This window comes from Corynebacterium sp. P3-F1, from assembly GCF_030503635.1.
Classification (GTDB): domain Bacteria; phylum Actinomycetota; class Actinomycetes; order Mycobacteriales; family Mycobacteriaceae; genus Corynebacterium.
The window spans coordinates 165,795-191,952 of sequence record NZ_CP129965.1 but is presented as its reverse complement, the minus strand read 5'-3'; the positions used below and the strand labels follow the sequence as shown (position 1 = coordinate 191,952).

Here is a 26,158-nt window from a genome sequence, read left to right as displayed (position 1 = left end):
GAGAAACAGCTCAAAAACGGCAGGAAACGTGGAGAATGTAAGCGTCTCACTCAGTCGTTTCGGCGCGGTAAGACGCGACGTCCTTGCGCGCCTTCTCCAACAGCTCTGCGGCGTGCGCCCGGCCCGACTCGGATTCATCCATCCCGGCGAGCATGCGGGCGAGCTCATCCACTCGCGCGGTATCCGTTAGGGCGCGGACACCAGAAGTGACCGCCTCGTCTCCCACGTTCTTGGACACGTGCAGGTGATTGTCGGCGTAGGCGGCCACCTGCGGCAAGTGCGTTACCACGATCACCTGGTTGTTCAATGCCAGCCGGGCCAGCCTGCGTCCGATCTCCACCGCGGCGCGGCCACCCACGCCGGCATCCACTTCGTCGAAGACTAAGGTGGCACCGCCGCGGCGCGCGGACAAAATGACTTCAAGCGCGAGCATCACGCGGGAGAGCTCGCCGCCCGAAGCGCTGGACGCGAGCGGCTGAGGTTCCAGAGCGTCGTTGGGGGCCAGCCGCAACTCCACTGCGTCCGCACCGTCGCGGTCAAAATCCTGCGCCTCGACGTTCACGGTCAGCCGCGCCTTGGGCATGGCTAAGCCACGCAACTCCCCCGTGACGGCCTCCGTCAGCTTCTCCGCCGCCGCGGTGCGTGCCTTGGTCAGCTTCTTCGCCCGCGACACCATCGCCTTGTTGTGGTCAGCGACCTGTTTTCTCAGTGTCTCCAAGGCCTCCGCCGACGTGTCGATGGATTCTAACCGCGCCTGAGCTTTGTCCCGCCACGACAACACGCCCGCGATGTCCGGCGCGTACTTTCTGGTCAAACCCTTGAGCTCTTGCTGTCGTTGCAGGAGCCGTTCGAGTTCCTCCGGATCGCTCGGCAGTTCGGACAGATACATCCCCAGTTCGCCGGAGATATCGGACATCACCGAAGCGATATCGCCGAGCTGACTCCCGAGTGTGCGGAGCTGCTCGTCGCTCGATCCGCTCAGTGCCGATGCCGCCCTTCCGACAAGGTCGGATGCGGATTCCTCCTCCGCACCGAACTCACCGACGGCTTGCGCGCCGTCAATCGCCACAATCGCTTCCTGCGCCGCTTCGCGCAGAGCGTCCACGTCCTGCAGGCGGTTGACTGCAGCGACCAGTTCAGTATCTTCTCCCACCTCCGGAGCGACCTCATTGATCTCCCCCACCGCGAAGGAAAGGCGGTCCACTTCTTGGGCGAGTTCGCGGCGCTTGCTCACCCGCTCCTGGAGATCCTTGCTGGCTTTGCGCCACGCGGTGTAAGCCTCCCGATAGCTCGATTTGAGCGGGCCGATAGCCGGGTCGAAAGAATCAAGGGCAGCCAGCTGCTCAGCTGGCGATAAGAGCCGGAGCTGGTCGTTTTGACCGTGGATGGTGAGCAGCTCCCCGGCGAACCGGCTCAAAGTCGCCGCGGGCACTGTCCGGCCGCCAAGATGCGCACGGGATCGTCCGGTCGATTTCACTGTGCGGGCAGCCAAGTACTCCCCGTTTTCGTCGGCGGCGGCCCCGGTGTCGTCGAGAAGCTGCGCGAGGCGCTGCCGCGCGTCGTCGTCAAGTGAATCTGCGTTGAAAGCTCCCTCGACCCCGGCCTGCTCGGAGCCGCTGCGCACCTTCGATGCCTCGGCGCGGCCGCCTGTGAGAAGCCGCAGGCCCGTTACCACCATTGTCTTTCCCGCTCCTGTTTCTCCCGTGAGCACGTTGAGGCCTGGAGCGAATTCGACGTGCGAATGCGGGATGACACCGAGATTGTCAATGGAGATTTCTACGAGCATGCGAACCTTAGAACAACAGTGATGAGCCGTCAGTGGGCGGGGACACCCCCAGCCATTTCCAGTGCCCGAGCTTAACGCCGAGCGACGGAATCCGAGTACGAGTTGTCCTCTTCGAGCCCTGGACCACGCCAGCCGTTGACCGGAAGATGCAGCTTGCGCACGAGACGGTCGGTGAACGGGCTGTCATCGAGGCGCACGAGACGCACGGGGCGGTGACCGCGCACGACCTCCAGGCGTGAGCCCGGCGGCATGTCCACCTGCCGAAGACCGTCCAGAACCACCTTGCCATGGGTGGTAGTGATGAGCGATTCAACCGCCACAGTCGATGTCGGCGCGACCACGAGCGGAGTGGTGAATAGAGCGTGCGCGTTGTTTGGAACCACCAAAATCGCATCGAGCTCCGGCCACAGAATCGGGCCCCCGGCGGAGAAGGCATATGCGGTGGAACCCGTAGGAGTGGAGATGAGCACACCGTCGCACCCGAACGAACTCACCGGGCGGAAATCCACTTCCAGGATCGCGTCGAGGACACCGCTTCTGTCGATGTTCTCCATGCTCGCCTCGTTGAGCGCCCAGCTCTCACCGACAAGCTCATTATTCGAGTCGTGAACGGTGATGTCGATGGTCATGCGGTTGACTACCTGGTAGTTCCGGTCAATCACCCGGCGGATCGCCGTCTCTAGGCTGTCTTCCTCCCATTCGGCCAAGAAACCGATGTGCCCGAGGTTAATGCCTAGCACAGGAACATCCTGATCACGGGCCAAGCCTGCCGCACCCAGGAACGTACCGTCGCCGCCGAGAACCAGAACCAGCTCACACCCCTTCGCCGCCTCGGGGCCGGGGTCAACGGTGTCCAACCCGGCCAAGGCGGGATAGTTATCCGTGAACGAAACGTCACGGTCGCCGAGCAGGCGCACCGTCAACCCCGCTTCGAGGAGAAGCTCAGTGGCACGGGCGGCCGAGGCGATGTTGCCTTCACGGCGGGTGTGCGGGACGAGTAGAACAACGCGGCCGCTGTTATCCGCGGCACCGGTCTCTCCGGCACTGAAAGCGTCCTGGGCGGCATTTTCGGCCATCAGTTCTCTGGTCCTTCCTCTACCGCCCGGTGAATCATCCGGGCTAATTCAGCATCGCTCGGGGCGTTCGCACCTCCGTCACGGACAAGCCATAGGAAGTATTCTACGTTCCCACTCGGTCCGGGAAGCGGGGACGCGGTAGCGGCTTTGCAACTCAGCCCGAGTTCGAGCGCTTTCCGCGCCACATCGAGCGTGACTTCTTCCCGCAATTGGGCGGAACGCACCACACCGCCGCTGCCGAGCCGGTCCTTGCCAACTTCGAATTGCGGTTTGACCATGGGCAACAAATCCGCACCCTCCGACATGCACGCCGCGATCGCGGGGAGGACTAGCTCGAGGGAGATGAAGGAGAGGTCGCCAACCATGAGATCCGTGGTCCCGTCCATGAGCTCAGGCGTGAGGTGGCGGATATTCGTGCGGTCGAGCACTCTCACCCGTTCGTCGTTTTGCAGACGCCACACGAGCTGGCCGTACCCGACGTCCACGGCGACGACTTCTCGAGCCCCGCGGCGCAGCAGTACGTCGGTGAATCCGCCTGTCGAAGCGCCGGCGTCGAGCGCTCGCTTGCCTTCGACGGACAGACCTTCAGGTTCGAATGCTTCCAGCGCCCCGAGCAGCTTGTGCGCTCCGCGCGATGCCCAATCGTCCTCATTCGCGTTCGCGACTTTGATGGACACGTCGGGTTCGACGATGGTCGCCGGTTTCTTGGCCACGAAACCGCCGACTTCCACGCGGCCGGCCTTGATCCAGTCGACAGCCTGCTCACGCGAGCGCGCGATCTTCCGGCGCACGAGCTCTGCGTCGAGTCTTCTTTTTGAAGGGGGCATGAGCTACTCCCCGTCCTGGAGAGCGGAAGAGAGCACACCGTACGCCGCCTCGAACTGGGCGAGTTCCAAAGCGAGCTCGTCGTGCTCTGTGGCGTCACCCTCGGCGGGTTCGACCTCGGCGTGCAGCGCCTGCTCGTACCTCCCGCGCACGTCGTCGACGCTAATCGACGGGGTGCGGGGGTCGTGCGGTTTCGGGGCCGGTTTCATCGGGGTCACCACCACGCCTGCGTGGCGGCACGTGCGGCATCGGAGGCGGGCTTGACGACGTTCGCGCCTTCTCCCCCATCCGCCCACGCCACCGCGAGGACAGTGCGCAGTGCTTGCAGCGGTGTCGAGGGATCACCGCCCCCGTCGAGAGTGATTGTGCCGCCCTCGCGCATAGCCGTGAATCCGCCTTGTTCGCCGGGCCGCAGAGTGTCCGGTGCGATCTCATTGCTCAACAGCACGCTCATGTCCTCCGCGATGAAGGTCGGGCGTTGTTCCGCTGGTGCGTCAATGAGTGCTCGCGGTCCCGAGACGCCTGTCAGCACGTGGAGCGTGTCCATGCCCGCAGCCACACCACCGGCGATATCGGTGTCCAGCCGGTCGCCGACAACGAGCGGCCGCTCCACACCGAGTTGGGAAGCAGCTAAATCGAACATAGCCGGCCCCGGCTTACCTGCCGCTTCCGGGATCACTCCCGTGGCGTGGGTCACCGCGGCCACCATCGAACCGTTGCCGACCATGAACCCGCGGTCCATCGGCAGCGTCGAATCAAGGTTGCTGGCAATGTAGGTGGCGCCGCGTTGGATGGCCAGCGCAGCCTCGGACAGCTGCTTCCACCCGTTGTCCGGACTGTGGCCGTGCAGGACGACCGACGGGTCGTCGTCGGCGGAGAAGACCGGTTCGAAACCGGCATCGCGCACCAAGTCGACGAACGACGGAGCGCCGACGACCAGAATCGCCGCACCTGGTCGCGCGTGCTGCCCAGCGAGCGCGACCGCGGCTTGCGCCGATGTCAGCACATTAGCGGGCCCGACATCGAGACCGATACCACGGAGCTTCTGAGTGACATCATCCGGCGATTTCGATGCGTTGTTGGTGATGAAGGCTGCCGCGAGACCGGCGCTGCGCGCCGCCGTAATCGCGTCGACGGCATGCGGGATTGCACTGTCGCCGGCCCACACGGTTCCGTCGAGATCGAGCAGCAATGCGTCGTAAAGCTCCGTAAGCTCCGTAAGCTCCGTCATGCCCACTGGGCTACTCCCCTCTTGAACCGCTACTTGAGTTCTTTAAGCCGCTCTGCGGCATCCGTCAACTGGTCCGAATCGACCTTCGCCACATGCTCGAACCACGCGCGGGCCTCATCGGTTCGGCCGACCTGCTCCAAGGCGTCCCCATAGGCGTACGCCAGGCGGATGTGCTCGAATCCGTCGCCTTTCATGGTCGGGTTGAGCTGCTGCAATGTGGCCAATGCAGACTCGTGCTGCCCCATATCGTGGCGGGCTCCAGCCATGACAATGGCGAGCTCAATCGCGGAGTCCTCGTCGAGATCCCGCGCCTCCGGGCTGCGGCCAATCTCGAGAGCCTTCTCCGGGCGGCCGAGACCGCGCTCCGCATCCGCCATGACTGCGAGCAGACCCGGGCCGCCGCTGATACGGCGCGCAGCGCGCAACTCCGAAAGAGCTTCCTTCCATTCACCGGCGTGATAGGCGGCAATGCCGGCGGCTTCGCGCACGACTCCGACACGGCCGGCGCGGTTCTTCGCCGCACGGGCGTGGGTGAGGGCCAACCTCGGGTCATCAGCCATCCACGTGGCCGCCATGATCATGTGCTTGGCTACTCGGTCCGCGTTGTCTTTCGACAGCACGCGGAGGTCCTGCAGCACCGACGGGTCAAGGTCGGAGACATCGATATCGTCCGGAATCGCGGGCTCGTTCTCCTTTTGCGCCATGCGGTCCTCGCGGTAGCCCTGGCGGTAAGGATTCGAGCGGTCATGGCGTACCTTGCCGCGCCCACCCCCACCGTGGCCGCGGTCCGAGCCTCCGTCATTGCGGCGGCTATTTCCGCCGCGGCGCTGGTCGCGGTTCTCACCGCGGTGGTCATCGTTGTAACGGCGCCCGCCGTCGCGGCTGTTTCCGCCGCGGCGTTCCCGGTCGCCTCCACCGCTATTCCCGCGGTCATTGTTGCGGTTGTCGTAGCTCATGCTCCACGTCCTCCCTGTTGCCTACCGCGGACGGCTAATCGGTCACCTTCACGCCGGCGAAGTTCTTCTTGCCGCGGCGCAGAACGATCCACTTTCCGTGCAGCAGATCCTCCTGGCTGGGTTCCCATTCCTCCGACTCGATGCGCACGTTGTTGGCGTAGGCTCCGCCTTCCTTGATCGCGCGGCGGGCAGCCCCCTTCGAGTCGACCAAACTGGTGCCGACCATCAGGTCGACGATTGTACGTGGCGCACCCGGCTCCACCGTGAAGACCTCGGTCTCCGACACGGCCGCGGCGAGCGTGGGCTCATCCAGTTCCGCCAACTCGGCGCGTCCGAAGAGCGCCTGCGACGCAAGTTCCACTGCCTTGGTGGCATCCGGACCGTGCACGAGATCCGTCATCTCGCGGGCGAGACGCTTCTGCGCCTCGCGCTTGAACGGGCGCTCCTCAACCTCCGTGGCCAACTCATCCAGCTCTTCCTTTGTCAGGAACGTGAACCAGCGCAGATAGCGGATCACATCCGCGTCGGCGGTGTTGACGAAGTACTGGTACCAGCGGTACGGGCTGGTCATCTCCGGGTCGAGCCACAGCGAGCCTCCGCCGGTGGATTTGCCGAATTTCTTGCCTTCAGAGTCGGTGACAAGCGGAACCGTCAGAGCGTGGACGGCCTCGCCGTCCATCCGTCGGTTCAGGTCGACACCAGCGACGAGGTTGCCCCACTGGTCGGAGCCGCCGACCTGCAGCGTGCAGTCGAGGCGCCGGCGCAGCTGCACGAAATCGTTCGCCTGTAGCAGCATGTATGAGAACTCGGTGTAAGAAATCCCGTCGTTGTCCAAGCGACGCTTGACCGTCTCGCGCGAGAGCATTGTCGCCAGCGAGAAGTGCTTGCCTACATCGCGTAGGAAGTCGACGACGGTCATGTCGTTGGTCCACTCCGCGTTATTCGCCAAAACTGCGGCGTTCTCGCCTTCGAAGGACACGAAGCGTTTCAGCTGCCCGGAGATCCGCTCGGCCCAGTCGCTCACCGTATCCGCGGTGTTCATCGTGCGCTCGCCAACATCGCGGGGGTCGCCGATCATGCCGGTCGCGCCGCCGGCGAGCACGATCGGGCGGTGCCCGGCTTCTTGGAACCGGCGCAGCATTAGCAGCGGAACAAGGTGCCCGGCGTGCAGCGACGGCCCCGTCGGGTCGAAGCCGGCGTACAACGTGATCGGCGCTTTCGTCGCTTCCTTGAGCGCGTCCAAGTCGGTGGACTGATTGATCAGTCCGCGCCACTGCAGTTCATCGATGATCGTTGCGCTGTCAGCCATAAAGCAGTTCTTTCAAGCCTCGTTCACGTTGGTGGTGTTGAAAATGTGCTAATTCGGTGCACTAGCCAGCCTTCAGGCTAGGCGTCGGGGTACGGCTCAGCTTCGTCGACAAGCAGCACCGGGATGCCTTCGTCGATGCGGTACGCGACACCCAACCTGCGATTGACCAGCAGCTGCTCGTCATGCTTGTACTCCAATGGACCCTTGTCTTGCGGGCAGGCGAGAATGTCCAGTAGCTGCGGGTCAAGCGTCGGTGTGTCAGCCGTCATGGTCGTTCATCGTACCCTGTTCAGGTGTTGTCCAACCCAGGCAGGTCGCCGAAGGCCTCTCTCAACGTGCGCGCTTGCGAATCCATCGCCCGCAGGTTCTGGTCGAGGATGCCGCGTTTCACCTTCTCCGCCGCCGAAGTCAGCGTGCTCAGAGAGCCTGTCATCACATCGGCGGCTTCCGGCGACCTGTACTGCGGTGCATCCAGGTACGTGGACACGACCTCAGGCAGGTAGATATTCACGATGTCCCAGATCGTCTGCTGGTGCTGCGGGGCAGCCTCCAAGTCGTCCCAGTTGTCCAGGACAAAACGAAGGTTATTCTCCATCTCCCGGGCTTGATCGCTCACCGGCCTCGGCGGGCGTGCATCGTTCAATGTGGCCAGTGACGCGGTGAGCTTCTGGCCTAGATCTACCGGCGCTGGAAGCATAGGCTGCTTTCGCGCCTCAACAGCCGTGCTCTGCGGCGCTGGAGTCAACGCAACTCCGGCACCCCACGCGGCCACGGCGGCAACGGGCCACAGGAAACCGAGGCCCACAGCCAAGTGAAGGGCGATCACCAACACCGCCAGGACCATGCCCACGAGGTTTTTGCGGGACGTGAAGAAATTCCCGCCGCCCGCGGCCCCGCCACCGGAAGAGTTCGAGCTGGAAGGATTACTGGTAGCCACGGATCTCCTTGAATGCCTCGCTCAGGTCCCCGTTCAAAGCATCGAACACTGCTCCGCCGGTCAGATCGGCGACCTGCTCCATTTCCTGCACATTAGTTTCACCGTAGAGAATCACGAAGACCGGAATCCTCCCTTTCGATCGGGTGGTTTCTTCATAGTCCTTCATGAACTGGTTCAGGGAACGCCCAGCGGTTTTAGCACCGTCAGTGAGCAGGACGATCGAACTGATGCCGGAACTCGGATCACTCTTCTCCGTCGCTTCGAGCAGCGTGTCGTAAATATTGGTCTTTCCACCCGCCGCGAGAGCGTCAATGTAGAGCTGGAACTGAGCCTGCACTCTGGGGTCGGATTTATCGAAGTTGCCGGTGTACGGCTCATGCGGGATCGACGAGAACGACTGGATTGTCACCTGCTCGCCGTCGCGCAGAGAGACGTTTCCTGTGTCGGTCGCGGCTGAACCGTCCACAAACGACGTCATGATCTGCTTCACTGAATTGAGCCGCTCGCCCTGCATCGACCCGGATGTGTCCAGAAGGAAGGTCGTCGTTCCGCGCTTCCGGAACTCGTTGTTGTAGCGGTCCACAAGGGCGTTGACAGTGTCGTAGCCAGCGGGGAACGGCAGTTCAATGACTGTCTGATCCGCGAGCTCAGCCGGCATGGTTCCCACATCGGTCACAGGACGACGGTAGGAGTCAGCGATCTCCTGCTGGTGCTTGAGCAGCCAATCGGCCAGAGCCCGCACCTGCTCGGGAGCGTCCTTGTGGGCTGAGTTCGCCAGCGTCGACAGCGGGTAGTCCGCGGAAATCACACCGTCGGCGGGAACGATGACTGTGATCGCGGCGCCGTCTTTCCGCATCTGCTGCAACGTCGACTCGTAGTTGACAATCGCATCGGCCTTCTCCGGGTCCTGCTGGAACGCGTCCGCGAGCCACCCGGAAGATCCCGAGACCATCGACTGGGCCTGGAACAGTTCGTGCAGGCGCGGGCCGACCTTTTCAATGTCCTCGTCTGTCAACGCCGAGCCGGTGTCCGCCATGGCCGTAGCCACCGAGACCAATGCTGAGAAACCGGAATTGGACACCGACGGGTCCGTCATACCGAAGCTGAACTTGCCCTCGCGCGCGGCATCGGCGAAGTCGCCCCACGTCGGCTGCTTTGTATCCCAACCGAGTTCTTTCGCCTTGGCTTCCTGCACACCGAAGGCGACCGGGCTGGTGGCGATCTTCGTCTCGTCGGCGAGCTCGGCGCGCGCACCGATCAGATCCACGTAGCGGTTCGTGGCCAGCCATGTCGCGTCGACATTGCCGTCGAATCGGCCGTGCTTGAGGAACTGAGAATTCTGCAGCGTGCCGCCCGGGAATTCGAGGTTGATGGGGAAGCCGAGCTCCCGCGAGGCTTCCTGCACAAGGGGCTCAAGGTCCTTCAGTTCCGTCGCCGCGACAATGCGCAGCCCGTCGCCGGAGCCGAAGGACGATCCCCCATTTCCGTCGCTGTCTCTGCTGCCGGAATCAGAACCGCACGCGGTGAGCGCAACTCCGGTCAGCAGTGTGACCAGGACCGCTAGTAGTTTCTTCATTTCTCCTGCTCCTCTTGGTTGCGCGGCGGAACAGTGCCGTACCGCATCCCCACTCCGTCAATGAGTGCTTCCAACCGGTCGTAGTTCGGCGGGTCTACGGATGAGACGTAGTCCGACGGCGGCGGGAAGCCCTTGTCCTGCAGCGCCTGCGTCAGGTAGTCGTTGCTCGACGGCCGGAAGCCGTGCTCCGCGGCAAGCTTCTGCAGCGTCTCGTCGGTGGCCAGCAGCCGCCCGAGCTCCTTGCCTTCAGCGCTAATACCCACCACACCGTGGTTGGCCAGGACAGTGGGATCGAGTTGCACCAGCACCATGTCGTCCTTGATGCGTGAATTCGGCTTCATCTTCTCGCCCAAGAACTGGGCCTCGTACACCATCACCATCGGTGCAGACCCCATTCCCTGACTCAGGTAATCGTTGAACGGCCCGGCCGAGGAGGACTGGGTGTAGCCCTGCCCGGTGAAAAACGGCGAGATTTGCTGCGTCAGCCACCCCACGTCGTTGGCTTTATCCGGCTCCCGCTCCCCAAACTGCCACGCCAGAATAGACAGGAACATCGCCGCGGAGTTCGAGGTCCGGATATCCGTTGTGGCGATCTGCACATTGCGTGGTGACGGGAACGCGTCGCCGAGATCGCGCCACCGTTTTCCAGACTGCGCCATGTCGATGAACGCGTTGACGTCCATGACGTAGCTCTCCCCTTCTTTGCGCACCACACCGGCATCTTCAAGCAACTCGGCGATCGGCTGGAAGGTCGCCACCGCCATCGGGGAGAAGAACGGGTAATCGACGGAGTACCCGGAGCCCTGGTCGGTCACTTTCTGGGTGGCGGGACTCGAGGACGGGAACACGAAGTCCTGCTGATCCAGGTCCACTTCGGTGGCGATGCGCCGGGACCCGGCGGTGGTCACGGAGACGGAGTATCCCAGTTCCTGCAGACGGCCCACCACCGCGGGGTCTTCGAAATAGTCGCGCTTCTCAGAGCCGATGACACCGTGTAGTTCTTTGGTCCCGCCGCCGCGGATGCCGCTCGATCCGCTGCCGCCACCGCCGAGGCCGGGGATGACGCCTCGGCCGGCGAGCACCGCTGCAATAGCCAGCACCGCGAGGAGAACTCCGACGATGATCGAGCACCCGCGGGCACCTTTACCGGAGCCGCCAGAGGCCTGTTGTGTGGTCATGGCCACAGCTTATGGTGCCCACAGGCTTTGTGCAGGGAAACTGGCTGGGCAGTCATGCTCAGCAGCCAGCGGCTTCCAGCCCTAGCGACTGGGGTCCGGCACCGGACTACGCGCCGCGCACCGGGGTCCGCGCCCATTCGCGGGCCGCGGCATTTGCTTCGTCGACTCGCGCGCGCTGCTCGGCAACGCGCACTCCAGCCGTTCCACCGCGCGTGGCACGGGAGGCCACGGCACCATCGATCGTGAGCACCTCGCGCACATCCGGGGTGAGGCGCTTATCGACGCCCAGCAGCTCCTCATCCGTCAAGTCCACCAAATCCACCCCGCGGGCCTCCGCGATGCGGACGCACGCACCGGAGGCCTCGTGGGCTTCGCGGAATGGAACGCCTTGGCGGACCATCCACTCGGCCAGATCGGTTGCCAACGTGAAACCCTGTGGAGCCAGCTCGCGCATCCGGTCCTCGTGGAACGTCAGGGTGGACACCAGGCCAGTCATCGCCGGCAGGAGAATCCGGAGCTGGTTGACCGAATCGACGATCGGCTCCTTGTCCTCCTGCAGATCGCGGTTGTACGCCAACGGCATCGCCTTGAACGTGGCCATCAGGCCGGTCAGGTTGCCGATCAAACGGCCAGTCTTTCCGCGGGCGAGCTCCGGCACATCCGGGTTCTTCTTCTGCGGCATGATCGACGAGCCGGTGGACCACGCATCATCGAGTGTGACGTAGCCGAACTCCGGGGTGGACCACGCGATGATCTCTTCGGACAGCCGCGAAATATCCACTGCGATCTGGGCGAGCACGAATGCGCCCTCCGACACGAAATCGCGCGAGGAGGTTCCGTCGAGGGAATTTTCCGCTGCCTCGCTAAAACCGAGCTCTTCTGCGATCGCTTCCGGGTCGAGCTGCAGGGACGACCCAGCAAGCGCACCAGAACCGTAGGGCGAGATTGCCACACGCTTGTCCAGGTCGCGGATGCGCTCAATGTCACGCAGCAGCGGCTGGGCGTGAGCCAACAGGGAGTGCGCTAGCAGGATGGGCTGCGCGGCCTGGAAGTGCGTCTTGCCCGGCATGATCGCGTCCGGGTGCGCCGCTGCCTGGGTGCTCAGGGCTTCGATAAGGTCCGTTACGTCCGCGGCCACATCGCGCAGCGCGTCCCGGAGCCACATGCGGAACATGGCGGCGACTTGGTCGTTGCGGGAGCGACCCGCACGCAGTCGCCCACCGAGCTCCGGTCCGACACGCTCGATCAGTCCCCGCTCCATCGCGCCGTGGACATCCTCGTCCGTTGGCGCAGGGGTGAACGTGCCGTCGGCGACGTCGCGGCCGAGCTGGTCCAGCCCAGCCAGCATCGCCTCAAGGTCCGAGTCGGTGAGCAGACCGGCGCGGTTGAGCACCCGCGCGTGAGCCTTCGACGCCAGAACGTCGTACGGTGCGAGGATCCAATCGAAGTGAGTGGACACGCTCAGCGCGAACATCGCCTCAGACGGTCCGCCGGAGAACCGTCCGCCCCACAGAGCGCCCTCGTTAGTGCCGTGCTGTTCCATTCCAACCGTCCTTTCGTCGATAAGCAGCGTGTTGCACGTACGCGTCGCCCGCTTACTTGCCGGCCTCGCGGTCGCGCTTGTTCGCGATCTGGGAGGACAGGCCGTGAAGCTTGACAAAGCCCTTGGCGTGCGACTGGTCGAAGGTGTCGCCGGTGTCGTAGGTAGCCAGGTTGAAGTCGTAGAGCGAGTGGTTGGAACGGCGGCCGTTGACGGCGATGGAACCAGCGTGCAGCACCATGCGGATGTCGCCGGTGACGTGCTCCTGCGTGGACTCGATGAAGGCGTCCAGAGAGCGCTTCAGCGGGCCGAACCAGAGGCCGTCGTAGACCTCCTCGGACCAGCGGGCGTCGATAAGCCGCTTGTAGCGGGCGAGCTCGCGCTCAACCGTGACATCCTCGAGCGCCTCGTGGGCGGTGATGAGCGCCACGGCGCCCGGTGCCTCATAGACTTCGCGGGACTTGATGCCCACCAGGCGGTCCTCGACCATGTCCAGGCGGCCGACACCCTGCGCGCCGGCGCGGCGGTTCATCTCCTCGATGGCCTCAAGGACCGTGACCTTGCGGCCGTCAATCGCCACCGGCTTGCCGCCTTCGAAGGAGATGATCACCTCGTCCGGCGCGTTACCCAACGCCGGGTCCTCGGTGTAGGCGTAAAGGTCCTTCGTCGGCGGGTTCCACAGGTCCTCCAGGAAACCGGTCTCGACGGCTCGGCCCCACACGTTCTGGTCGATGGAGAACGGCGAAGAAGCGGACTGCTCGATCGGCAGGTCCTTGCCCTCGGCGTACTCGATCGCCTTATCGCGGGTCCACGCGTAGTCGCGCGCCGGCGCGATGATCTCCAGGTCCGGGTCCTGGTTGACAAAACCGACCTCGAATCGCACCTGGTCGTTGCCCTTGCCGGTGCAGCCGTGCGCGACATGGGTGCCGCCGTGCTCCTGGGCTGCCTCGACGAGGTGCTTGACAATCAGCGGGCGGGAGATCGCGGAGACCAGCGGGTACTGCTTCATGTACATACCGTTCGCCTTGATCGTGGGCAGGCAGTACTCCTCGGCGAACTCGTCGCGCGCATCGACGACAACGGATTCCACAGCGCCGCAGTCGAGCGCACGCTGGCGCACGGACTCCAGGTCCTCGCCGCCCTGGCCCAAGTCGAGGGACACAGCGACAACCTCGCCGCCGGTCATTTCAGCCAGGTACGGGATGGCCACGGAAGTGTCCAGGCCGCCGGAGTAGGCGAGTACAACGCGGTTAGTCATGTCAGTCAATGCTCCTTCAATCAGCAATCAATGTTTGTACTGGAGTTATTCAACTATTCGGTCAGTCGTCGTCGCTGGGCTCGTTTTGCACTTCACCCATGAATTCTGCGGCGAGGTCCGCGCCCGTGAGCGGCTCACGCGCGAGAACAAAGACGGTGTCGTCGCCCGCGATCGTGCCCACGACTTTTTCCAGTGCCACCCGGTCAATGTAGCTTGCCAGGTACTGGGCCGCTCCCGCAGGGGTGCGCAGTACGGCGATATTGCCGGTGTGGTCGACGGACACGACGAGCTCAGCGAGCATGCGGCGCAGTTTGTCGCGGGGCCCCTTCGGGGAGGCTTGGAAGGACTGGGCTTCCTCTCCCACCGCGTAGTAGGACCGCCCGCCGCCGGTGGGACGCACCTTGCGCGCCCCAAGTTCGTCCAGGTCGCGCGACAGCGTGGCCTGTGTGATGTCGATGCCTTCATCGAGCAGGAGCTCGGAGAGCTGGACCTGGGACGAAACCCGCGTGTGATCCAAAATGGACAGAATCTTCGCCTGGCGGACGGTGCGGGAATTGGGTGTGGTCATCGCAACTCCCCGAGGCACTCGTCGAGGGTGGCTCCGATCGCCGCGACTGCCCGCTCCAGCTCTGCGTCCGTGATCACCAGCGGCGGCGTGAGCCGGATGACGTTGTCCGTCGGCGCGTTCAGGATCACGCCGTGCATCAAACCGGTGCTCACCGCGGCCTTCGCCACAGGTTCTTCCAGCACGACGCCGAGCATCAGTCCGCGGCCGCGCACATGGTCGACGCCGACAAGCTTATCGACGTCCCGTACCAGCCCCTCGCCTATCTCTTTCACCGCGGCGCAAAACTCGTCGTCGACGATGCCCAGCACTGCGTTGGCGGCGGCGCAGGCGATGGGGTTTCCGCCGAAGGTGGTGCCGTGTGCACCGGGGGTGAACAGCGCCGCGACCTCTCCTCTGGCAATCACTGCGCCGATCGGCAGACCGCCCGCCAAGCCTTTGGCCATGGTGACGATGTCGGGGCGGACTGCCGACGCCGTGTGCGCGAAAAACGCTCCCGTGCGCCCGACGCCAGTCTGCACTTCGTCGACCACCATGAGAATCCCGTACTCGTCGCACAGCTCACGGACCGCTTGCAGGAACCCTTCCGGCGCCGGGATCACTCCGGTTTCGCCCTGGATCGGTTCAAGGAAGATCGCGGCGGTGTCCTCGGGGGCTTGTTCCACCAGCTCGCGGAGGTGGTCGATATCGCCGTAGCGGTAGTACTCCACACCCGGAACGAGCGGCGCGAACGGTTCACGTTTAGCCGGCTGTCCTGTCAAGGACAACGCACCCATGGTGCGGCCGTGAAAACCGTTGATGGCGGCCAAGACTTTCTTGCGGCCTGTCAGCCGTGCGAGCTTGAACGCGGCCTCATTCGCCTCCCCGCCGGAATTGCAGAAGAAGACCTTGGCTGTGTCGTCGCCAAAGCGTTCCCGCAACGTGTTCGCAGTTTCAAGCGCTGCGGTGGAGCCGAAGAAGTTGGAGATGTGGCCGAGGGTCGAAGTCTGGGTGGCCACTGCGTCGATAAGCGCTGGATGCGCATGCCCCAGCGAGTTCACGGCAATACCTGCGAGCATGTCCACGTATTCGTTGCCGTCGACGTCGGTGACCGTCGCCCCGCGCCCCTGGACGAGGTGACGCTGCGGCCTGCCGTAGGTGTTCATGAATACCTGCGACCACTGGTCAAGCGCTTCCTCGTTGCTGGCCGGAGTGGGTGCCGGCTCAACGGACGTGTTGGTGCCCGTCACTGCACATCATCCTTCCTGAACACGGTTCCTTCGGGATAGTCGGTCTTGACGTAGTCGTCGGGCAAAACCATCGTGCCCACGCCACCCATGGTGAGCAGCTCGAGAAGAACGGCGTGCGGAATGCGGCCATCGATGACGTGCGAAGCGCTGACTCCCCCGCGGACCGCCGTCATGCAGGCTTCCATCTTGGGGATCATGCCGGAATCGAGGTCCGGGACCATTCGCTCGAGTTCGCTCAACGTGATCTTGGACAGCAGCGAGTCCTTATTCGGCCAGTCGGTGTAGAGCCCCTCGACGTTGGTGAGCACGACGAGACGTTCCGCGCCGAGGGCCGCCGCCAGCGCACCTGCCGCGGAATCGGCGTTAACGTTGTACACGTTGCCGTCTGCACCCGGCGCAATGCTGGACACCACCGGGATACGGCCTGCCTCAATGATGTCCATCACCGCTGACGGATTCACATCGACGATCTCGCCGACGAGGCCGATATCCGTTTTCTCCCCGTCGACGTCCACGTAGCGCTTCTGCGCGGTAAACAACCCCGCGTCTTCGCCCGATGTCCCTACTGCGTACGGTCCGTGAGAGTTGATCCGCCCCAGCAAGTCGCGTCCGACCTGCCCGAACAGAACCATGCGGACCACCTCGAGGATCTCCGGCGTGGTCACGCGGAAACCGCCGACAAACTCTCCCCCGTCGAGGCCGAGCTGCCCCAGCATCGCGGTGATCTGCGGCCCTCCGCCGTGCACGACGACCGGCTTCGCGCCGACCGTGCGGAGAAAAACCATGTCCGCCGCGAACGCGGATTTGAGGTCGTCGTCGATCATGGCGTTGCCACCGTATTTCACCACGACGATCTTGTCGCGGTAGTGCTGCAGCCACGGCAGCGCCTCAGCGAGCACATGTGCCCGGTCCTGGTTGCTCAGTTTCATGTCTTGCTCTCCAGCTTCCCGCAGTGATCTAGGTCGAGTATTCCGAGTTGATTTCCACGTACGAGTACGACAGGTCCGTGGTGCGTACGCTCGCGCGGCCCGGGCCGCCAGTGCCCAAATCCACCAGCACCTCCACGTCGGCGCCGCTGAGATCGACATCGCGTGCACCCGGAGCGCCCGTGCTGTCGACGCACACCGGCGTGCCGTTGAAGGACACCGTGATTTTCTCCGGATCCATCTCCGCATCCGCCATACCGACGGCCGCAAGGACCCGGCCCCAGTTGGGGTCCGAACCGAACATCGCGCATTTGACCAGGTTGTCCCGCCCGATTGTGCGTGCGGCGTTCAGTGCCTGCTCATCGGTCGCGGTTCCTTCCACCGTGATGACAACGCGCTTAGTCACGCCCTCCGCATCCGCCTGCAATTGGCGGGAGAGATCCTCGCACAGCTCCTGGATTGCCGCCACGAAGTCCTCCACGGCCGGCTCCACGCCCGAAGCCCCGGACGCCATTGCAACCACAGTGTCGTTCGTGGAGGTCGCACCGTCAATGTCGAGGGTATTGAACGTCTGGCCCGAGGCCGCCCGGAGCGCGGAGTCCAACACGGATGAGCTGATCACGGCGTCGGTGGTGATGCACACCAGCATCGTGGCCAACGAGGGCGCCATCATGCCCACGCCTTTCGCCATCCCGCCGACGCACCAGCCATCACGCTTGGCGACGGCTTCCTTGGCCACCAAATCCGTCGTCAGAATAGCCTCGGCCGCAGCGCTTCCGTGATCACCCAGGTTCGCGCCGAGTGCGCTGATCCCCTCCCGGATCACGTCCATGGGGAGGAGATCTCCGATAAGCCCCGTGGAGCAAACCGCCACTTCAAGCGCGTCCACACCGAGTTGCTGAGCCGTCAACGCCTGCATCTCCACGGCGTCGACGTCGCCCTGACGGCCGTTGCAGGCGTTGGCGTTGCCCGAGTTGTACACCACAGCGGCTAGCGAACCGGCCCTCAGCGCCTCACGCGTCACTTTCACGGGCGCTGCCACGACCTTGTTGCGCGTCGTCACCGCCGCGGCATCGAAACGCGGTCCGTTGTTGACCACCAGCGCCATATCAGGCTTGCCCGACTTCTTGATTCCTGCGGTGACACCAGCCGCCGTGAAACCCGCGGGGGCTGTCACACCTGTTGTTGACATTCTTCGTTCCTTACTTCGTTGACGCTTTTATCGCTGCCGGACTCTTCAGGGTGCTTCAGGGCTTTTACGGTGAACCGCCGCCACCGCCATTTACGGGGCGACCGCCGCTTGAGGCAATCCGTCCGTTTCCCCGAACCCGAGCGCGAGGTTCATGCACTGCACCGCTGCTCCGCCCGTGCCCTTGGTCAGGTTGTCGATCGCCGAGGTAGCCAGCAGCACACCCGCCGCCTCATTGACCTCCACCTGCATCAGACACATGTTGCTGCCCACGACGTGCTGAGTCTGCGGTTGGTGCCCCTGCGGAAGCAGCCGCACGAATGGCTCGCCGTCGTAGAACTCCGCGTATGCGGCACGCACCTGTTCTTCGGTCACGCCGTCTTTCAACGGTGCAGTCACCGTGGAGAGGATCCCCCTAGGAAGTGGTGCCAACACAGGGGTGAAGCTCACCATCACCTTCTCATCGGTCACCTCCGCGAGGTTCTGCACCATCTCAGGGGTGTGGCGGTGCTTCCCAGCGGTGTTGTACGCCTTGACCGAACCCATAGTCTCCGCACCGAGCAGATCGACGTTCGCTTTCTTCCCCGCGCCGGACACACCGGTGACGGACACGACGTTCAGGGACGGTTCCACCAGACCCTTCGCTACCGCCGGCAAGGCAGCCAGCGTGGCACCGGTGGGGAAACACCCGGGGATAGCGATGCGCTTTGCCGACGCGATCTCCTCGCGGTGCCCGGGCATCTCCGGGATGCCGTACGGCCAGTGGCCAGCGTGCTCGGACCCGTAATATGCAGTCCAATCGTCCGCACTGCGGAGCCGGAAATCAGCGGCGCAGTCGAGCACGAGCGTGCTGTCCGGCAGCGCGGCACCAATCTCTGCCGAAAAGCCGTGCGGGAGACCCAGGAACACAACATCGTGCTTCGACAGCACGTCCACTGACGTTTCTTCAATGACCCGGTCTGCTAGCTGCGGGACGTGTGGCAGCACGTCAGCGGCGGATTGGCCCGCATTCGAATTTCCGGTCAGCGCGCCGATACGCAACGTCCCATCGAGAAAATGCGGGTGGCCGACGAGCAGGCGGAGGATCTCTCCGCCCGCATATCCGGTGGCTCCCGCGACTGCGATTGAGTAGGTCATAGCGACAGGCTACACAGCCGTGTGCGGCTTTGCAATTTATTCCATTTTAATCATTTTATGCGCCATCCGGGGCGATGCCACACCGCGCGTCGTCGTCACCGATCGATCCCCCTCCGAATCAGCACCGACCCTGTGCCGACCCTGCACCAACCCCACGCCGCCCCCGGCCCGCTTCCCGAGGATGGCTCAAATGCAGCTATCACCTTGCAGCTAAACGCCGATTTTAGCGGTTTAGCTGCAACGTTGCAGCTGCATTCAGCGGTGGAACGATCACCTGTACCGTCCCCGAGAGACAAAGCGCGCCGGAGTGGATGCTGGGAGCGTCAGCACTCAGGGGGCTAGGCACGCATCTGGGCGCCGTGCTCCGCCTTAGCGGCCTCGGCAGCGGCGAGCCGTCCCTCGGATGCCTCGTCTTCGGTCAGGGTCCGGTCGGGAGCACGGAACACCAAGCCGAAGGCGAGGGATTTCTTGCCTTCGCCGAGGGCATCAGAGCGGTACACGTCGAAGAGAGTGACATCCTCGATGAGCTCGCCGGCATTCTGTTCCAGAGTGCGGCGCACGGACTCGGCCGGGATCCCCTCGTCGACGACCAGCGCGACGTCCTGGTGCAGCGCCGGGAAGGAAGACAGCACCGGAGCCGGGAGGTTCTCACCCAGCGGCAGCGCGGTCAGATCGATCTCCATGGCGCACGTGCGCTCCGGCAGGCCCAGAGGCTCAAGAACCTGCGGGTGCAGCTCGCCGGCGTAACCGACAACGTGGGACTGCCCCTCGACCACGACCGACAGCTCGGCGCAGCGGCCCGGGTGCCACGGCAGTTCCTCGGCGGAGGCGAGCTCGAGCTCCACACCTGCCGTACGAGCGACCACCTGGGCAGACTGGATCGCATCCGCCCACGAGTACGCGCGCCCATCACCCCACGGTCCCGCAAGCTCCGTGTTGCCGATCGCTACGGTCGCGGCGTGCAGGTGCTGCTCGGGCAGAGATGCGATGAGCTCGGCGACGACATCGTCCGCGGGACGCTCAGCAGCGCTCGGCATCGGCGAGGAATCGGCGGTCTTGAACGCCACCTGCGCTACGGAGAACAAAGCGAGGTCGTTGCGGCCGCGGGCGACATTGCGGCCGACAGCCTCGAGCATCGCCGGGAGCAATGACGTGGCAAGCACCGCGTAGTCCGCATCGAGCGGGTTCTGCACCTTCACAACACGGCGGCGGGCATCGTCGGCGTCCAGGCCCCAGGTGTCCAACACGGTATTGGACATGAACGGGGTCGGGATCACCTCGGCGTAGCCGGAGTACGCCAGAGCGTGCGTGACAGCACGGCGGCGGCGCTGCAACGGCGAAAGGCCGCGTCCACCGCGCGGGGTGGGCAGCTCGAGCGGGATGTCGTCGAGCCCCTCGAGACGCACGATCTCCTCAATGAGCTCCACGGGCTCATTGAGGTCAGTACGCCACGTCGGCGGGGTGACGGAGAGAACGGTCTCGCCGTCCTCTTCCGTTGACTCCACGGAGCACCCGACCTCCTCGAGGCGCTTGACCACGGTTTCCACGGAGTAGTCCACGCCGATCAGCTCAGCCGGGCGGGATGCACGCAGACGGATCGCATCACGCTCCGGCGCGTCGCCGACGAGAGTGCGCTTGGCCACGACGGTGCCGCCAGCGATGGACACGAGCAACGCACACGCCACGTCCAGTGCGACCTCGACGATGGCGGGGTCGACGCCGCGCTCGAAACGTCGAGAAGCCTCGGAGCTCAACTTGTGGTGGCGTGCGGAACGCGCGACGGTGAGCGGATCCCACGTAGCGGCCTCGAAGAAGACGTCGGTGGTGTCGTCGGCGATCTCCGAAGTCGTGCCGCCCATGATCGCGGCGAGCGACTGGATCCCATTGTCGTCGGAAATGACCACGTCGCCCGGGGTGAGCGTGCGGGTGACGTGGTCGAGCGTCTCGAACTCCTCGCCGTCGGTGGCGTTGTGCACCCGCAGGCCACCTGCGATCTTGTCGGCGTCGAAGGCGTGCATCGGCTGCCCGAGCAGGAGCATGACGTAGTTAGTCACGTCCGTTGCGGCGTTGATGGAACGCACGCCGGCGAGCATCAGGGCGCGCTTCATCCAGAACGGAGCCTGCGCGGTCGGGTCGATGCCCTCGACCTTGCGCAGACCGAAGCGCAGGGCCTTCGTCGATTCCTCGACGGTCACGGGCAGCACGTCGCCCGTCGGTTCCGGAACGGTCGACAGATCGACGCCGCTTATGCGCGGCTCCGCCGCCACATCGTGGTACTCCAGCCCGAAAGCAGATGCGACTTCCCTACCGAGGCCACGAGCAGACAGGGCGTATCCGCGGTCGGGAGTGATGTTGACCTCGAAGACAGTGTCGTCGAAGCCGCCGAGCACCTCGCGCGCATCCTGGCCCGGCTCACCGGCGCCTTCAGGCAGAATGATGATGCCGTCGCTCTTGGACGTGAAGCCCAGCTCCGCCTCGGAGGCCATCATGCCGTTAGAGATGTGGTCGTACGTCTTGCGCGCGGCGATCTCGAAACCGCCAGGCAGAACAGCACCCGGCAAGGACACCACGACTAGGTCGCCCACCTTGAAGTTGCGGGCACCGCAGATGATGCCCTGAAGCTCGCCGGTGCCGTTGGCGTCGCCGACGTTGACCTGGCAGTAGCGGATCGGCTTCTTGAATCCGGTGAGTTCCTCGATCTCTTCGACCCGGCCCACAACCAGCGGACCCGTGGTCTCAGGCAACGGCTCGTAGCCCTCGGTCTCGAAACCGACGCGCACGAAACCGGCGTCGAGCTCCTCCGGGCTCACGGACCAGCCGGGATTACCGGCGTTGTTCAGCAGGGACGTCAGCCATTTCTGGGAAATCAGCATTATTTACTCTCCTCCAACTCTTCCCTGTTACGCCTGAACACCGAACGGCAACGTGAAGCGCACATCGCCCTCAACCATGTCGCGCATATCCGTCAGACCGTTGCGGAACTGCAGGGTGCGCTCGATACCCATTCCGAAGGCGAATCCGGAGTACTCCTCAGGGTCGATGTCCACTGCGCGGAGTACATTCGGGTTGACCATGCCGCAGCCGCCCCACTCGATCCAGCCGGCGCCGCCCTTCTTGTTCGGGAACCACACGTCCACCTCGGCGGAAGGCTCGGTGAACGGGAAGTAGTTGGTGCGGATACGCGTCTTCGTCTCCGGGCCGAAGAGCACCTTGGCCAAGTGGTCAAGAGTGCCGCGCAGGTGCGCCATGGTCAGGCCCTTGTCCACAGCGAGGCCCTCGACCTGGTGGAAGACCGGTGTGTGGGTGGCATCCAGCTCGTCAGTGCGGAACACACGGCCCGGGCAGGCAATGTAAATCGGAAGATCGCGCTCCAGCATGGTGCGCACCTGCACCGGCGAAGTGTGCGTGCGCATCACCTGACGAGATCCTTCCTCACCCACGTAGAACGTGTCCTGCAGAGTGCGCGCCGGGTGGTCCGGGATGAAGTTCAGCGCGTCGAAATTGAAGTACTCTGCCTCGACTTCCGGGCCCTCGGCGACTTCCCACCCCATGCCGACGAAGATGTCGGCGATCTGCTCGCTCAAGGTCGTAATCGGGTGCATCGCACCGGCCTGTGCACGCGACGTCGGCAGCGTGACGTCGACCTTCTCCTCGCGCAGCTGCTGCTCACGGTGCTCCGCCTCACGCTCAGTGTGCAGCTCCCCATAGCGCTTCTCAGCCCGCCCGCGGGCCATGTTCACAAACCGGCCCGCATCCTTGCGCTGATCCTTCGGAATCGATCCGAGCGACTTGCGCGCCTGCATAATCGGCGACTGCTCGCCCAAGTGCCCACGCTTCGCTTCCTCCAGCGACGCCAGGTCCGGCGCCGCCTCAAAGGCCGCGATCGCCGCGTCAGCCGCCGCGTTCAGGTTCTCCTCGGTCAGTTCAATTTCGGTGCTCACTACACCCGCACCTTTCTTTCCCGGCAGCGATATAGAACGGTGACAAGCATACCTGCGCAGTCGCGCGTACCTCGCAGCTATCCCGCACAGCCAACTAACAGCTAAAACGATGCCTTACTTTGTTCATTTCATGCGCGCCCTAACACGCGAAGCGGGACGAAACTCCAGAAACGTTCTTTACAATCCTCTTGCCGGCATCCCGCGAGGGACAAGACATTCCCGGCGCCGCCCAGAATAAAGAAGCACATTGGAATTGGGCATCCGTGAAAACGACACAGTGAATGGCGCGCACAAAACGCCGAAAACTTTCGAGGGCCGAGTGCTGCCTAATCAAGCAGAGGATCCCGAAGACAAGGGGCTGATTTTCGACATCGCCACGATCCAGAACCGCCTGTCGCGGCGCAAGCTGCTGAGCATCTTCGGACTGGGTGCCGGAACGGCTGCGCTTGCGGCTTGCACCCCGGGCGCAAAGAATTCCGCGTCCTCAGGCACACCGTCCGTGACAAGCTCGGCGTCGGCGACCGCCCGCAACACTACTGAACAACTCGCCGAAATGAACAGCGAAACGGCCGGGCCATACCCGGGCGACGGCTCCAACGGACCAGATGTTCTGGAAAATGTCGGCGTTGAGCGCAGCGATATTCGCGGATCTATCGCCGGCGGTGCAACGGCGAGTGGGGTGCCGCTGAAATTGAGGATGAACATCGTCGACATGGTCAACAACAACTCCCCGATGGTTGGTGCCGCTGTCTATATTTGGCACTGCGACGCTGTTGGCCGCTACTCCATGTATTCATCCGGCCTGGAAGACGAAACGTACCTGCGCGGCGTCCAGGTCACCGGCGATGACGGACACGTGGAGTTCACGACCATCGTCCCGGGGTGCTACGAAGGTCGCTGGCCCCACATCCATTTCGAGGTATTCCCCTCAGTGGACGATATCGCCGACAGTTCAAACGCGATCCTCACTTCACAGATCGCTATTCCGGCAGAGGTCTGCGACGCGGTGTACCAGACCGACAACTACGCCGACTCCGTGACACCGTACTCGCGGATCACGCTGGAGACTGACAATATCTTCAGCGACGGTTGGGAACAGCAAACCCCAGCGGTATCCGGGGACGTCCAGGCTGGTTACAACGCGGTTATCGATGTCCCCATCGACACCACAACACCAAATTCCGGGGGCGGAGCAGCACCCGGAATGGGCGGCGGCCCTGGTGGCCCTGCCGGCCCGGCGGGACCAGGCGGCAACCCGCCGAGCGGTGCCCCCGTTCCGCCGAGCGCCTAAGCCTTTGACCGTGCCTCTGCCAGCGCCTTCGCCGACTCCCACAAGCAGATCGACGCCGCGGTGGACAGATTCAACGACTCGGCGGAGCCCTGGATCGGGATGGACACGGTGTGGTTGGCGGCCTTCAGCACGTCTTCGGGCAGTCCGTGGGCTTCGTTGCCGAACAGCCACGCGGTAGGTTGGTCCAGTGCGTCACCGGGGGCGGAAAGGTCGAGGTCGCCGTGCATGGTGGTGGCGAACGTCGATAAGCCTGCTGCCCGGAGTTGGCCGAGGACTCCCTTAATGTCGCGTTCGCGGGCGACGGGCACGTGGAAGAGCGAGCCGGCAGAGGACCGCACGACCTTCGGGGACTCCGGGTCCACCGTGTCTCCCGCGAAGACGACAGCATCGGCGCCGAGCGCGTCCACCAGCCGGATGATGGTGCCCGCGTTCCCCGGGTCGTTTGTCTCCACGCACACCGCGACCAGCTTCGGCCGGCCCTTGAGCACCGCACCAAGCGTCCACGTCACCGGCTTGCACACCGCGAAAATGCCGGTCGTGTGCACCGTGTCGGTGAGTGTTTGCGCGGCCTTGTCCGTGATCGCGTGCGTGAATACGTCCATGTAGTTCGCCGCGGTCACGATGTCCGCGAACCGGTCCGCCGCAGCCTCCGTGACAAACAGGTCCGTCGCCGCGCCCGTCGCCACAGCCCCCTCAACGGAGTTCTCCCCTTCCGCGAGGAAAGCTTTTGCTTTACGACGCCCCGCCGCACGGTTCAGCTTCCCCACGTTGACCACCCGCGGAGTGCGTTCGGTGAAGGGCTGCGAAAAATCCAGGCTCATGGTGAACCAGCGTATAAGCAGCCACCCCGGTACCGCTATTACTCTGTCCATGTGACGACATTGCGGCAGTGGACCCGAGGCCTCCCCGATTCAACGGTCTCCCGACAGTGGTATTTCGCGGGGACCGCCCTTGTCCTTTCCGCCGTCGCGGTTGTGGCGCTACTCGCATTCGGCGGCGGCAGTCATGGAAGCGAAGTGGCATTCGCAGTGCATGCCCTCGTCGTAGTCGTCGCGGGCTGCGCCCTCGTGAGCCCTCTCCCGTCCGCCATCGCCACCGGCATTTTCCTGCAGATCGTTGCGGTGCACCCGGAACTGCGCAGCCCCGTTGTCGTGTTCGCGGTTCTCACCGTGGTAGTCATCCTTGCGCTTGTCAGATCCCCGCTGTTCAGCGGGGTCTGCACAGTCGTGCTGTGGTATCTCGCGTTAACTGCGATCCCTATTGGCGATTTGCTTCCTGATGATTTGGAGAGCGCCGCCATTCTCGCCGCGCTTTTCCTCGCGAGTTGGACCGGTGCCCTCGTGCTCCGCGAATCCCTTATTTCCAGGCGCACAGATTCCGAGCGCTTCAAGCAGAAGATCGAGGAGGAGCGGGAACGGACCATCAAAGCACTACACGGCTCGGTGGCCGCTTCCCTGACATCGGTGGTGCTGAGAAGCGAGTCGATAGCGATGAAAGCGACGGGGGCGTCGCGTCAGGATTCACTGCTCATTGCTGAAGATGCCCGCCGCGCCATGCACGAAGTTCGCGAGCTCATTCGTTTCATGAAGACCGATGATGAATTTGACTTTGCGAGTTCCGCAATGCGGGAACCGTTCACGCTCTACGAGAACCTCTCCATTATCATCGGAAAACTCCGCAGCCACGGGTTCACCGTCATTGAATCCGGTATCACCGAAGAGTCCCTCGGCGGGTTCCAACTCAGACACGGCTACACCGTGTTCAGGGAATTAAAGACGAACATTCTCAAGTACGCAGACCGGAGCAAGCCCGTCATCGTCGCGGCTGTGAACGAGGACGATGCCGTGACGATCGCCATCCAAAACGACATCGATAGCGGGAAAGCTGACCTGAATATGACAACGGACATCGGCTTGAAAGAGGCCTCCGATCTCGTCGAGCTCGACGGTGGTTCCCTGGTTTACAATTCCAAAGGCAGGACATGGCGTTGCGAGTTATCTTTTCCCTTCCACCAACATGATTGAGAGAAGGAACGAAAGTATCTTTTCCCAAGTCACGGCGGGAGACTTTTGTACCGACTTCGCCGGGAACCTTTCAAGATTCTTGTCCCGCGCAGCCTAAGCACCGATAATCGAGGGTGCACTCTGCCGAGGCCGCTGGCGGTGCCGGTTTCTCGGTTTCACCGCACAGGTGACCTCGGCATAAGAC

Annotated in this window: 23 protein-coding genes; 2 read left to right on the top strand and 21 right to left on the bottom strand. The window is 63.8% G+C overall.

Annotated elements, in window-relative coordinates; all coding sequences use genetic code 11:
• Positions 1-46: 46 nt before the first annotated feature.
• The 20 genes from recN to pheS form a co-directional block, all read right to left on the bottom strand.
• Positions 47-1,786, bottom strand: a complete 1,740-nt coding sequence (gene recN, locus QYQ98_RS00875) for a DNA repair protein RecN (protein WP_302006899.1) — start codon at positions 1,784-1,786, stop codon at positions 47-49.
• 71 nt (positions 1,787-1,857) lie between these two features.
• Entirely contained in the window at positions 1,858-2,862 is a 1,005-nt protein-coding gene (locus tag QYQ98_RS00870) for an NAD kinase (protein WP_302006898.1), read from the bottom strand.
• A complete protein-coding gene (locus QYQ98_RS00865) occupies positions 2,862-3,689 on the bottom strand; it encodes a TlyA family RNA methyltransferase (protein WP_302006897.1) in 828 nt (275 codons plus the stop codon). Before QYQ98_RS00865 ends, QYQ98_RS00870 begins: the two co-directional genes overlap by 1 nt.
• 3 nt (positions 3,690-3,692) lie before the next feature.
• Positions 3,693-3,905: a hypothetical protein gene (locus QYQ98_RS00860; RefSeq protein WP_302006896.1), complete on the bottom strand. Its 213-nt coding sequence runs from the start codon at positions 3,903-3,905 to the stop codon at positions 3,693-3,695.
• Entirely contained in the window at positions 3,902-4,918 is a 1,017-nt protein-coding gene (locus QYQ98_RS00855; RefSeq protein WP_302006895.1) for an HAD-IIA family hydrolase, read from the bottom strand. The genes QYQ98_RS00860 and QYQ98_RS00855 overlap by 4 nt, the downstream gene beginning before the upstream one ends.
• A gap of 29 nt (positions 4,919-4,947) precedes the next feature.
• Positions 4,948-5,874 (bottom strand): hypothetical protein, encoded by a 927-nt coding sequence (locus tag QYQ98_RS00850; protein WP_302006894.1) that lies wholly within the window; start codon positions 5,872-5,874, stop codon positions 4,948-4,950.
• Between the two features lie 34 nt (positions 5,875-5,908).
• Positions 5,909-7,183, bottom strand: coding sequence for a tyrosine--tRNA ligase (gene tyrS / locus QYQ98_RS00845; RefSeq protein ID WP_302006893.1), 1,275 nt, complete (start codon positions 7,181-7,183; stop codon positions 5,909-5,911).
• 77 nt (positions 7,184-7,260) lie between these two features.
• On the bottom strand, positions 7,261-7,452 hold the full coding sequence (locus QYQ98_RS00840; protein ID WP_302006892.1) for a Trm112 family protein: 192 nt from the start codon (positions 7,450-7,452) through the stop codon (positions 7,261-7,263).
• Between the two features lie 20 nt (positions 7,453-7,472).
• Positions 7,473-8,120 carry a hypothetical protein gene (locus QYQ98_RS00835; protein ID WP_302006891.1) on the bottom strand — a complete coding sequence of 216 codons (648 nt, stop codon included), beginning with the start codon at positions 8,118-8,120 and terminating at the stop codon, positions 7,473-7,475.
• Positions 8,107-9,696, bottom strand: a complete 1,590-nt coding sequence (locus QYQ98_RS00830) for a VWA domain-containing protein (RefSeq protein WP_302006890.1) — start codon at positions 9,694-9,696, stop codon at positions 8,107-8,109. The genes QYQ98_RS00835 and QYQ98_RS00830 overlap by 14 nt, the downstream gene beginning before the upstream one ends.
• The gene (locus QYQ98_RS00825; protein WP_302006889.1) at positions 9,693-10,874 is read right to left on the bottom strand and encodes a hypothetical protein; all 1,182 of its coding nucleotides are present in this window, start codon (positions 10,872-10,874) and stop codon (positions 9,693-9,695) included. The genes QYQ98_RS00830 and QYQ98_RS00825 overlap by 4 nt, the downstream gene beginning before the upstream one ends.
• A gap of 106 nt (positions 10,875-10,980) precedes the next feature.
• Complete coding sequence (gene argH / locus QYQ98_RS00820) at positions 10,981-12,417, bottom strand: argininosuccinate lyase (RefSeq protein ID WP_302006888.1); 1,437 nt, start codon at positions 12,415-12,417, stop codon at positions 10,981-10,983.
• 52 nt (positions 12,418-12,469) lie between these two features.
• Positions 12,470-13,672 (bottom strand): argininosuccinate synthase, encoded by a 1,203-nt coding sequence (locus QYQ98_RS00815; RefSeq protein ID WP_302006887.1) that lies wholly within the window; start codon positions 13,670-13,672, stop codon positions 12,470-12,472.
• A 61-nt stretch (positions 13,673-13,733) separates the two neighbouring features.
• On the bottom strand, positions 13,734-14,240 hold the full coding sequence (locus QYQ98_RS00810) for an arginine repressor (RefSeq protein WP_302006886.1): 507 nt from the start codon (positions 14,238-14,240) through the stop codon (positions 13,734-13,736).
• Complete coding sequence (locus QYQ98_RS00805; RefSeq protein ID WP_302006885.1) at positions 14,237-15,466, bottom strand: acetylornithine transaminase; 1,230 nt, start codon at positions 15,464-15,466, stop codon at positions 14,237-14,239. The genes QYQ98_RS00810 and QYQ98_RS00805 overlap by 4 nt, the downstream gene beginning before the upstream one ends.
• Positions 15,463-16,395 carry an acetylglutamate kinase gene (argB, locus tag QYQ98_RS00800; RefSeq protein WP_302006884.1) on the bottom strand — a complete coding sequence of 311 codons (933 nt, stop codon included), beginning with the start codon at positions 16,393-16,395 and terminating at the stop codon, positions 15,463-15,465. Before argB ends, QYQ98_RS00805 begins: the two co-directional genes overlap by 4 nt.
• Before the next feature lie 28 nt (positions 16,396-16,423).
• Positions 16,424-17,584, bottom strand: a complete 1,161-nt coding sequence (gene argJ, locus QYQ98_RS00795) for a bifunctional glutamate N-acetyltransferase/amino-acid acetyltransferase ArgJ (protein WP_302006883.1) — start codon at positions 17,582-17,584, stop codon at positions 16,424-16,426.
• Between the two features lie 90 nt (positions 17,585-17,674).
• Entirely contained in the window at positions 17,675-18,718 is a 1,044-nt protein-coding gene (gene argC, locus QYQ98_RS00790) for an N-acetyl-gamma-glutamyl-phosphate reductase (protein ID WP_302006882.1), read from the bottom strand.
• A gap of 338 nt (positions 18,719-19,056) precedes the next feature.
• Complete coding sequence (gene pheT / locus QYQ98_RS00785; RefSeq protein WP_302006881.1) at positions 19,057-21,591, bottom strand: phenylalanine--tRNA ligase subunit beta; 2,535 nt, start codon at positions 21,589-21,591, stop codon at positions 19,057-19,059.
• Positions 21,592-21,618: 27 nt separating this feature from the next.
• Positions 21,619-22,659: a phenylalanine--tRNA ligase subunit alpha gene (pheS, locus tag QYQ98_RS00780; RefSeq protein ID WP_302006880.1), complete on the bottom strand. Its 1,041-nt coding sequence runs from the start codon at positions 22,657-22,659 to the stop codon at positions 21,619-21,621.
• Between the two features lie 253 nt (positions 22,660-22,912).
• Between pheS and QYQ98_RS00775 the strand changes: the two genes are divergently transcribed.
• Positions 22,913-23,950 carry an intradiol ring-cleavage dioxygenase gene (locus QYQ98_RS00775; RefSeq protein ID WP_302006878.1) on the top strand — a complete coding sequence of 346 codons (1,038 nt, stop codon included), beginning with the start codon at positions 22,913-22,915 and terminating at the stop codon, positions 23,948-23,950.
• Here the strand turns inward: QYQ98_RS00775 and QYQ98_RS00770 are convergent.
• Positions 23,947-24,771 carry an RNA methyltransferase gene (locus tag QYQ98_RS00770; protein ID WP_302006877.1) on the bottom strand — a complete coding sequence of 275 codons (825 nt, stop codon included), beginning with the start codon at positions 24,769-24,771 and terminating at the stop codon, positions 23,947-23,949. The genes QYQ98_RS00775 and QYQ98_RS00770 overlap by 4 nt on opposite strands.
• A gap of 207 nt (positions 24,772-24,978) precedes the next feature.
• Here QYQ98_RS00770 and QYQ98_RS00765 point away from each other — a divergent pair, with 207 nt between their 5' ends.
• The gene (locus QYQ98_RS00765) at positions 24,979-25,974 is read left to right on the top strand and encodes a sensor histidine kinase (protein WP_302006876.1); all 996 of its coding nucleotides are present in this window, start codon (positions 24,979-24,981) and stop codon (positions 25,972-25,974) included.
• Positions 25,975-26,158: the final 184 nt, after the last annotated feature.

Coding starts and splice junctions, on each gene's coding strand:
- QYQ98_RS00825 (WP_302006889.1), bottom strand. CDS start 10,874: ATGACCACACAACAGGCCTCTGGCGGCTCCGGTAAAGGTGCCCGCGGG.
- recN (WP_302006899.1), bottom strand. CDS start 1,786: ATGCTCGTAGAAATCTCCATTGACAATCTCGGTGTCATCCCGCATTCG.
- argB (WP_302006884.1), bottom strand. CDS start 16,395: ATGAAACTGAGCAACCAGGACCGGGCACATGTGCTCGCTGAGGCGCTG.
- QYQ98_RS00815 (WP_302006887.1), bottom strand. CDS start 13,672: ATGACTAACCGCGTTGTACTCGCCTACTCCGGCGGCCTGGACACTTCC.
- QYQ98_RS00855 (WP_302006895.1), bottom strand. CDS start 4,918: ATGACGGAGCTTACGGAGCTTACGGAGCTTTACGACGCATTGCTGCTC.
- tyrS (WP_302006893.1), bottom strand. CDS start 7,183: ATGGCTGACAGCGCAACGATCATCGATGAACTGCAGTGGCGCGGACTG.
- QYQ98_RS00850 (WP_302006894.1), bottom strand. CDS start 5,874: ATGAGCTACGACAACCGCAACAATGACCGCGGGAATAGCGGTGGAGGC.
- QYQ98_RS00770 (WP_302006877.1), bottom strand. CDS start 24,771: ATGAGCCTGGATTTTTCGCAGCCCTTCACCGAACGCACTCCGCGGGTG.
- QYQ98_RS00870 (WP_302006898.1), bottom strand. CDS start 2,862: ATGGCCGAAAATGCCGCCCAGGACGCTTTCAGTGCCGGAGAGACCGGT.
- argC (WP_302006882.1), bottom strand. CDS start 18,718: ATGACCTACTCAATCGCAGTCGCGGGAGCCACCGGATATGCGGGCGGA.
- QYQ98_RS00810 (WP_302006886.1), bottom strand. CDS start 14,240: ATGACCACACCCAATTCCCGCACCGTCCGCCAGGCGAAGATTCTGTCC.
- QYQ98_RS00830 (WP_302006890.1), bottom strand. CDS start 9,696: ATGAAGAAACTACTAGCGGTCCTGGTCACACTGCTGACCGGAGTTGCG.
- argH (WP_302006888.1), bottom strand. CDS start 12,417: ATGGAACAGCACGGCACTAACGAGGGCGCTCTGTGGGGCGGACGGTTC.
- pheT (WP_302006881.1), bottom strand. CDS start 21,591: ATGCTGATTTCCCAGAAATGGCTGACGTCCCTGCTGAACAACGCCGGT.
- QYQ98_RS00840 (WP_302006892.1), bottom strand. CDS start 7,452: ATGACGGCTGACACACCGACGCTTGACCCGCAGCTACTGGACATTCTC.
- argJ (WP_302006883.1), bottom strand. CDS start 17,584: ATGTCAACAACAGGTGTGACAGCCCCCGCGGGTTTCACGGCGGCTGGT.
- QYQ98_RS00865 (WP_302006897.1), bottom strand. CDS start 3,689: ATGCCCCCTTCAAAAAGAAGACTCGACGCAGAGCTCGTGCGCCGGAAG.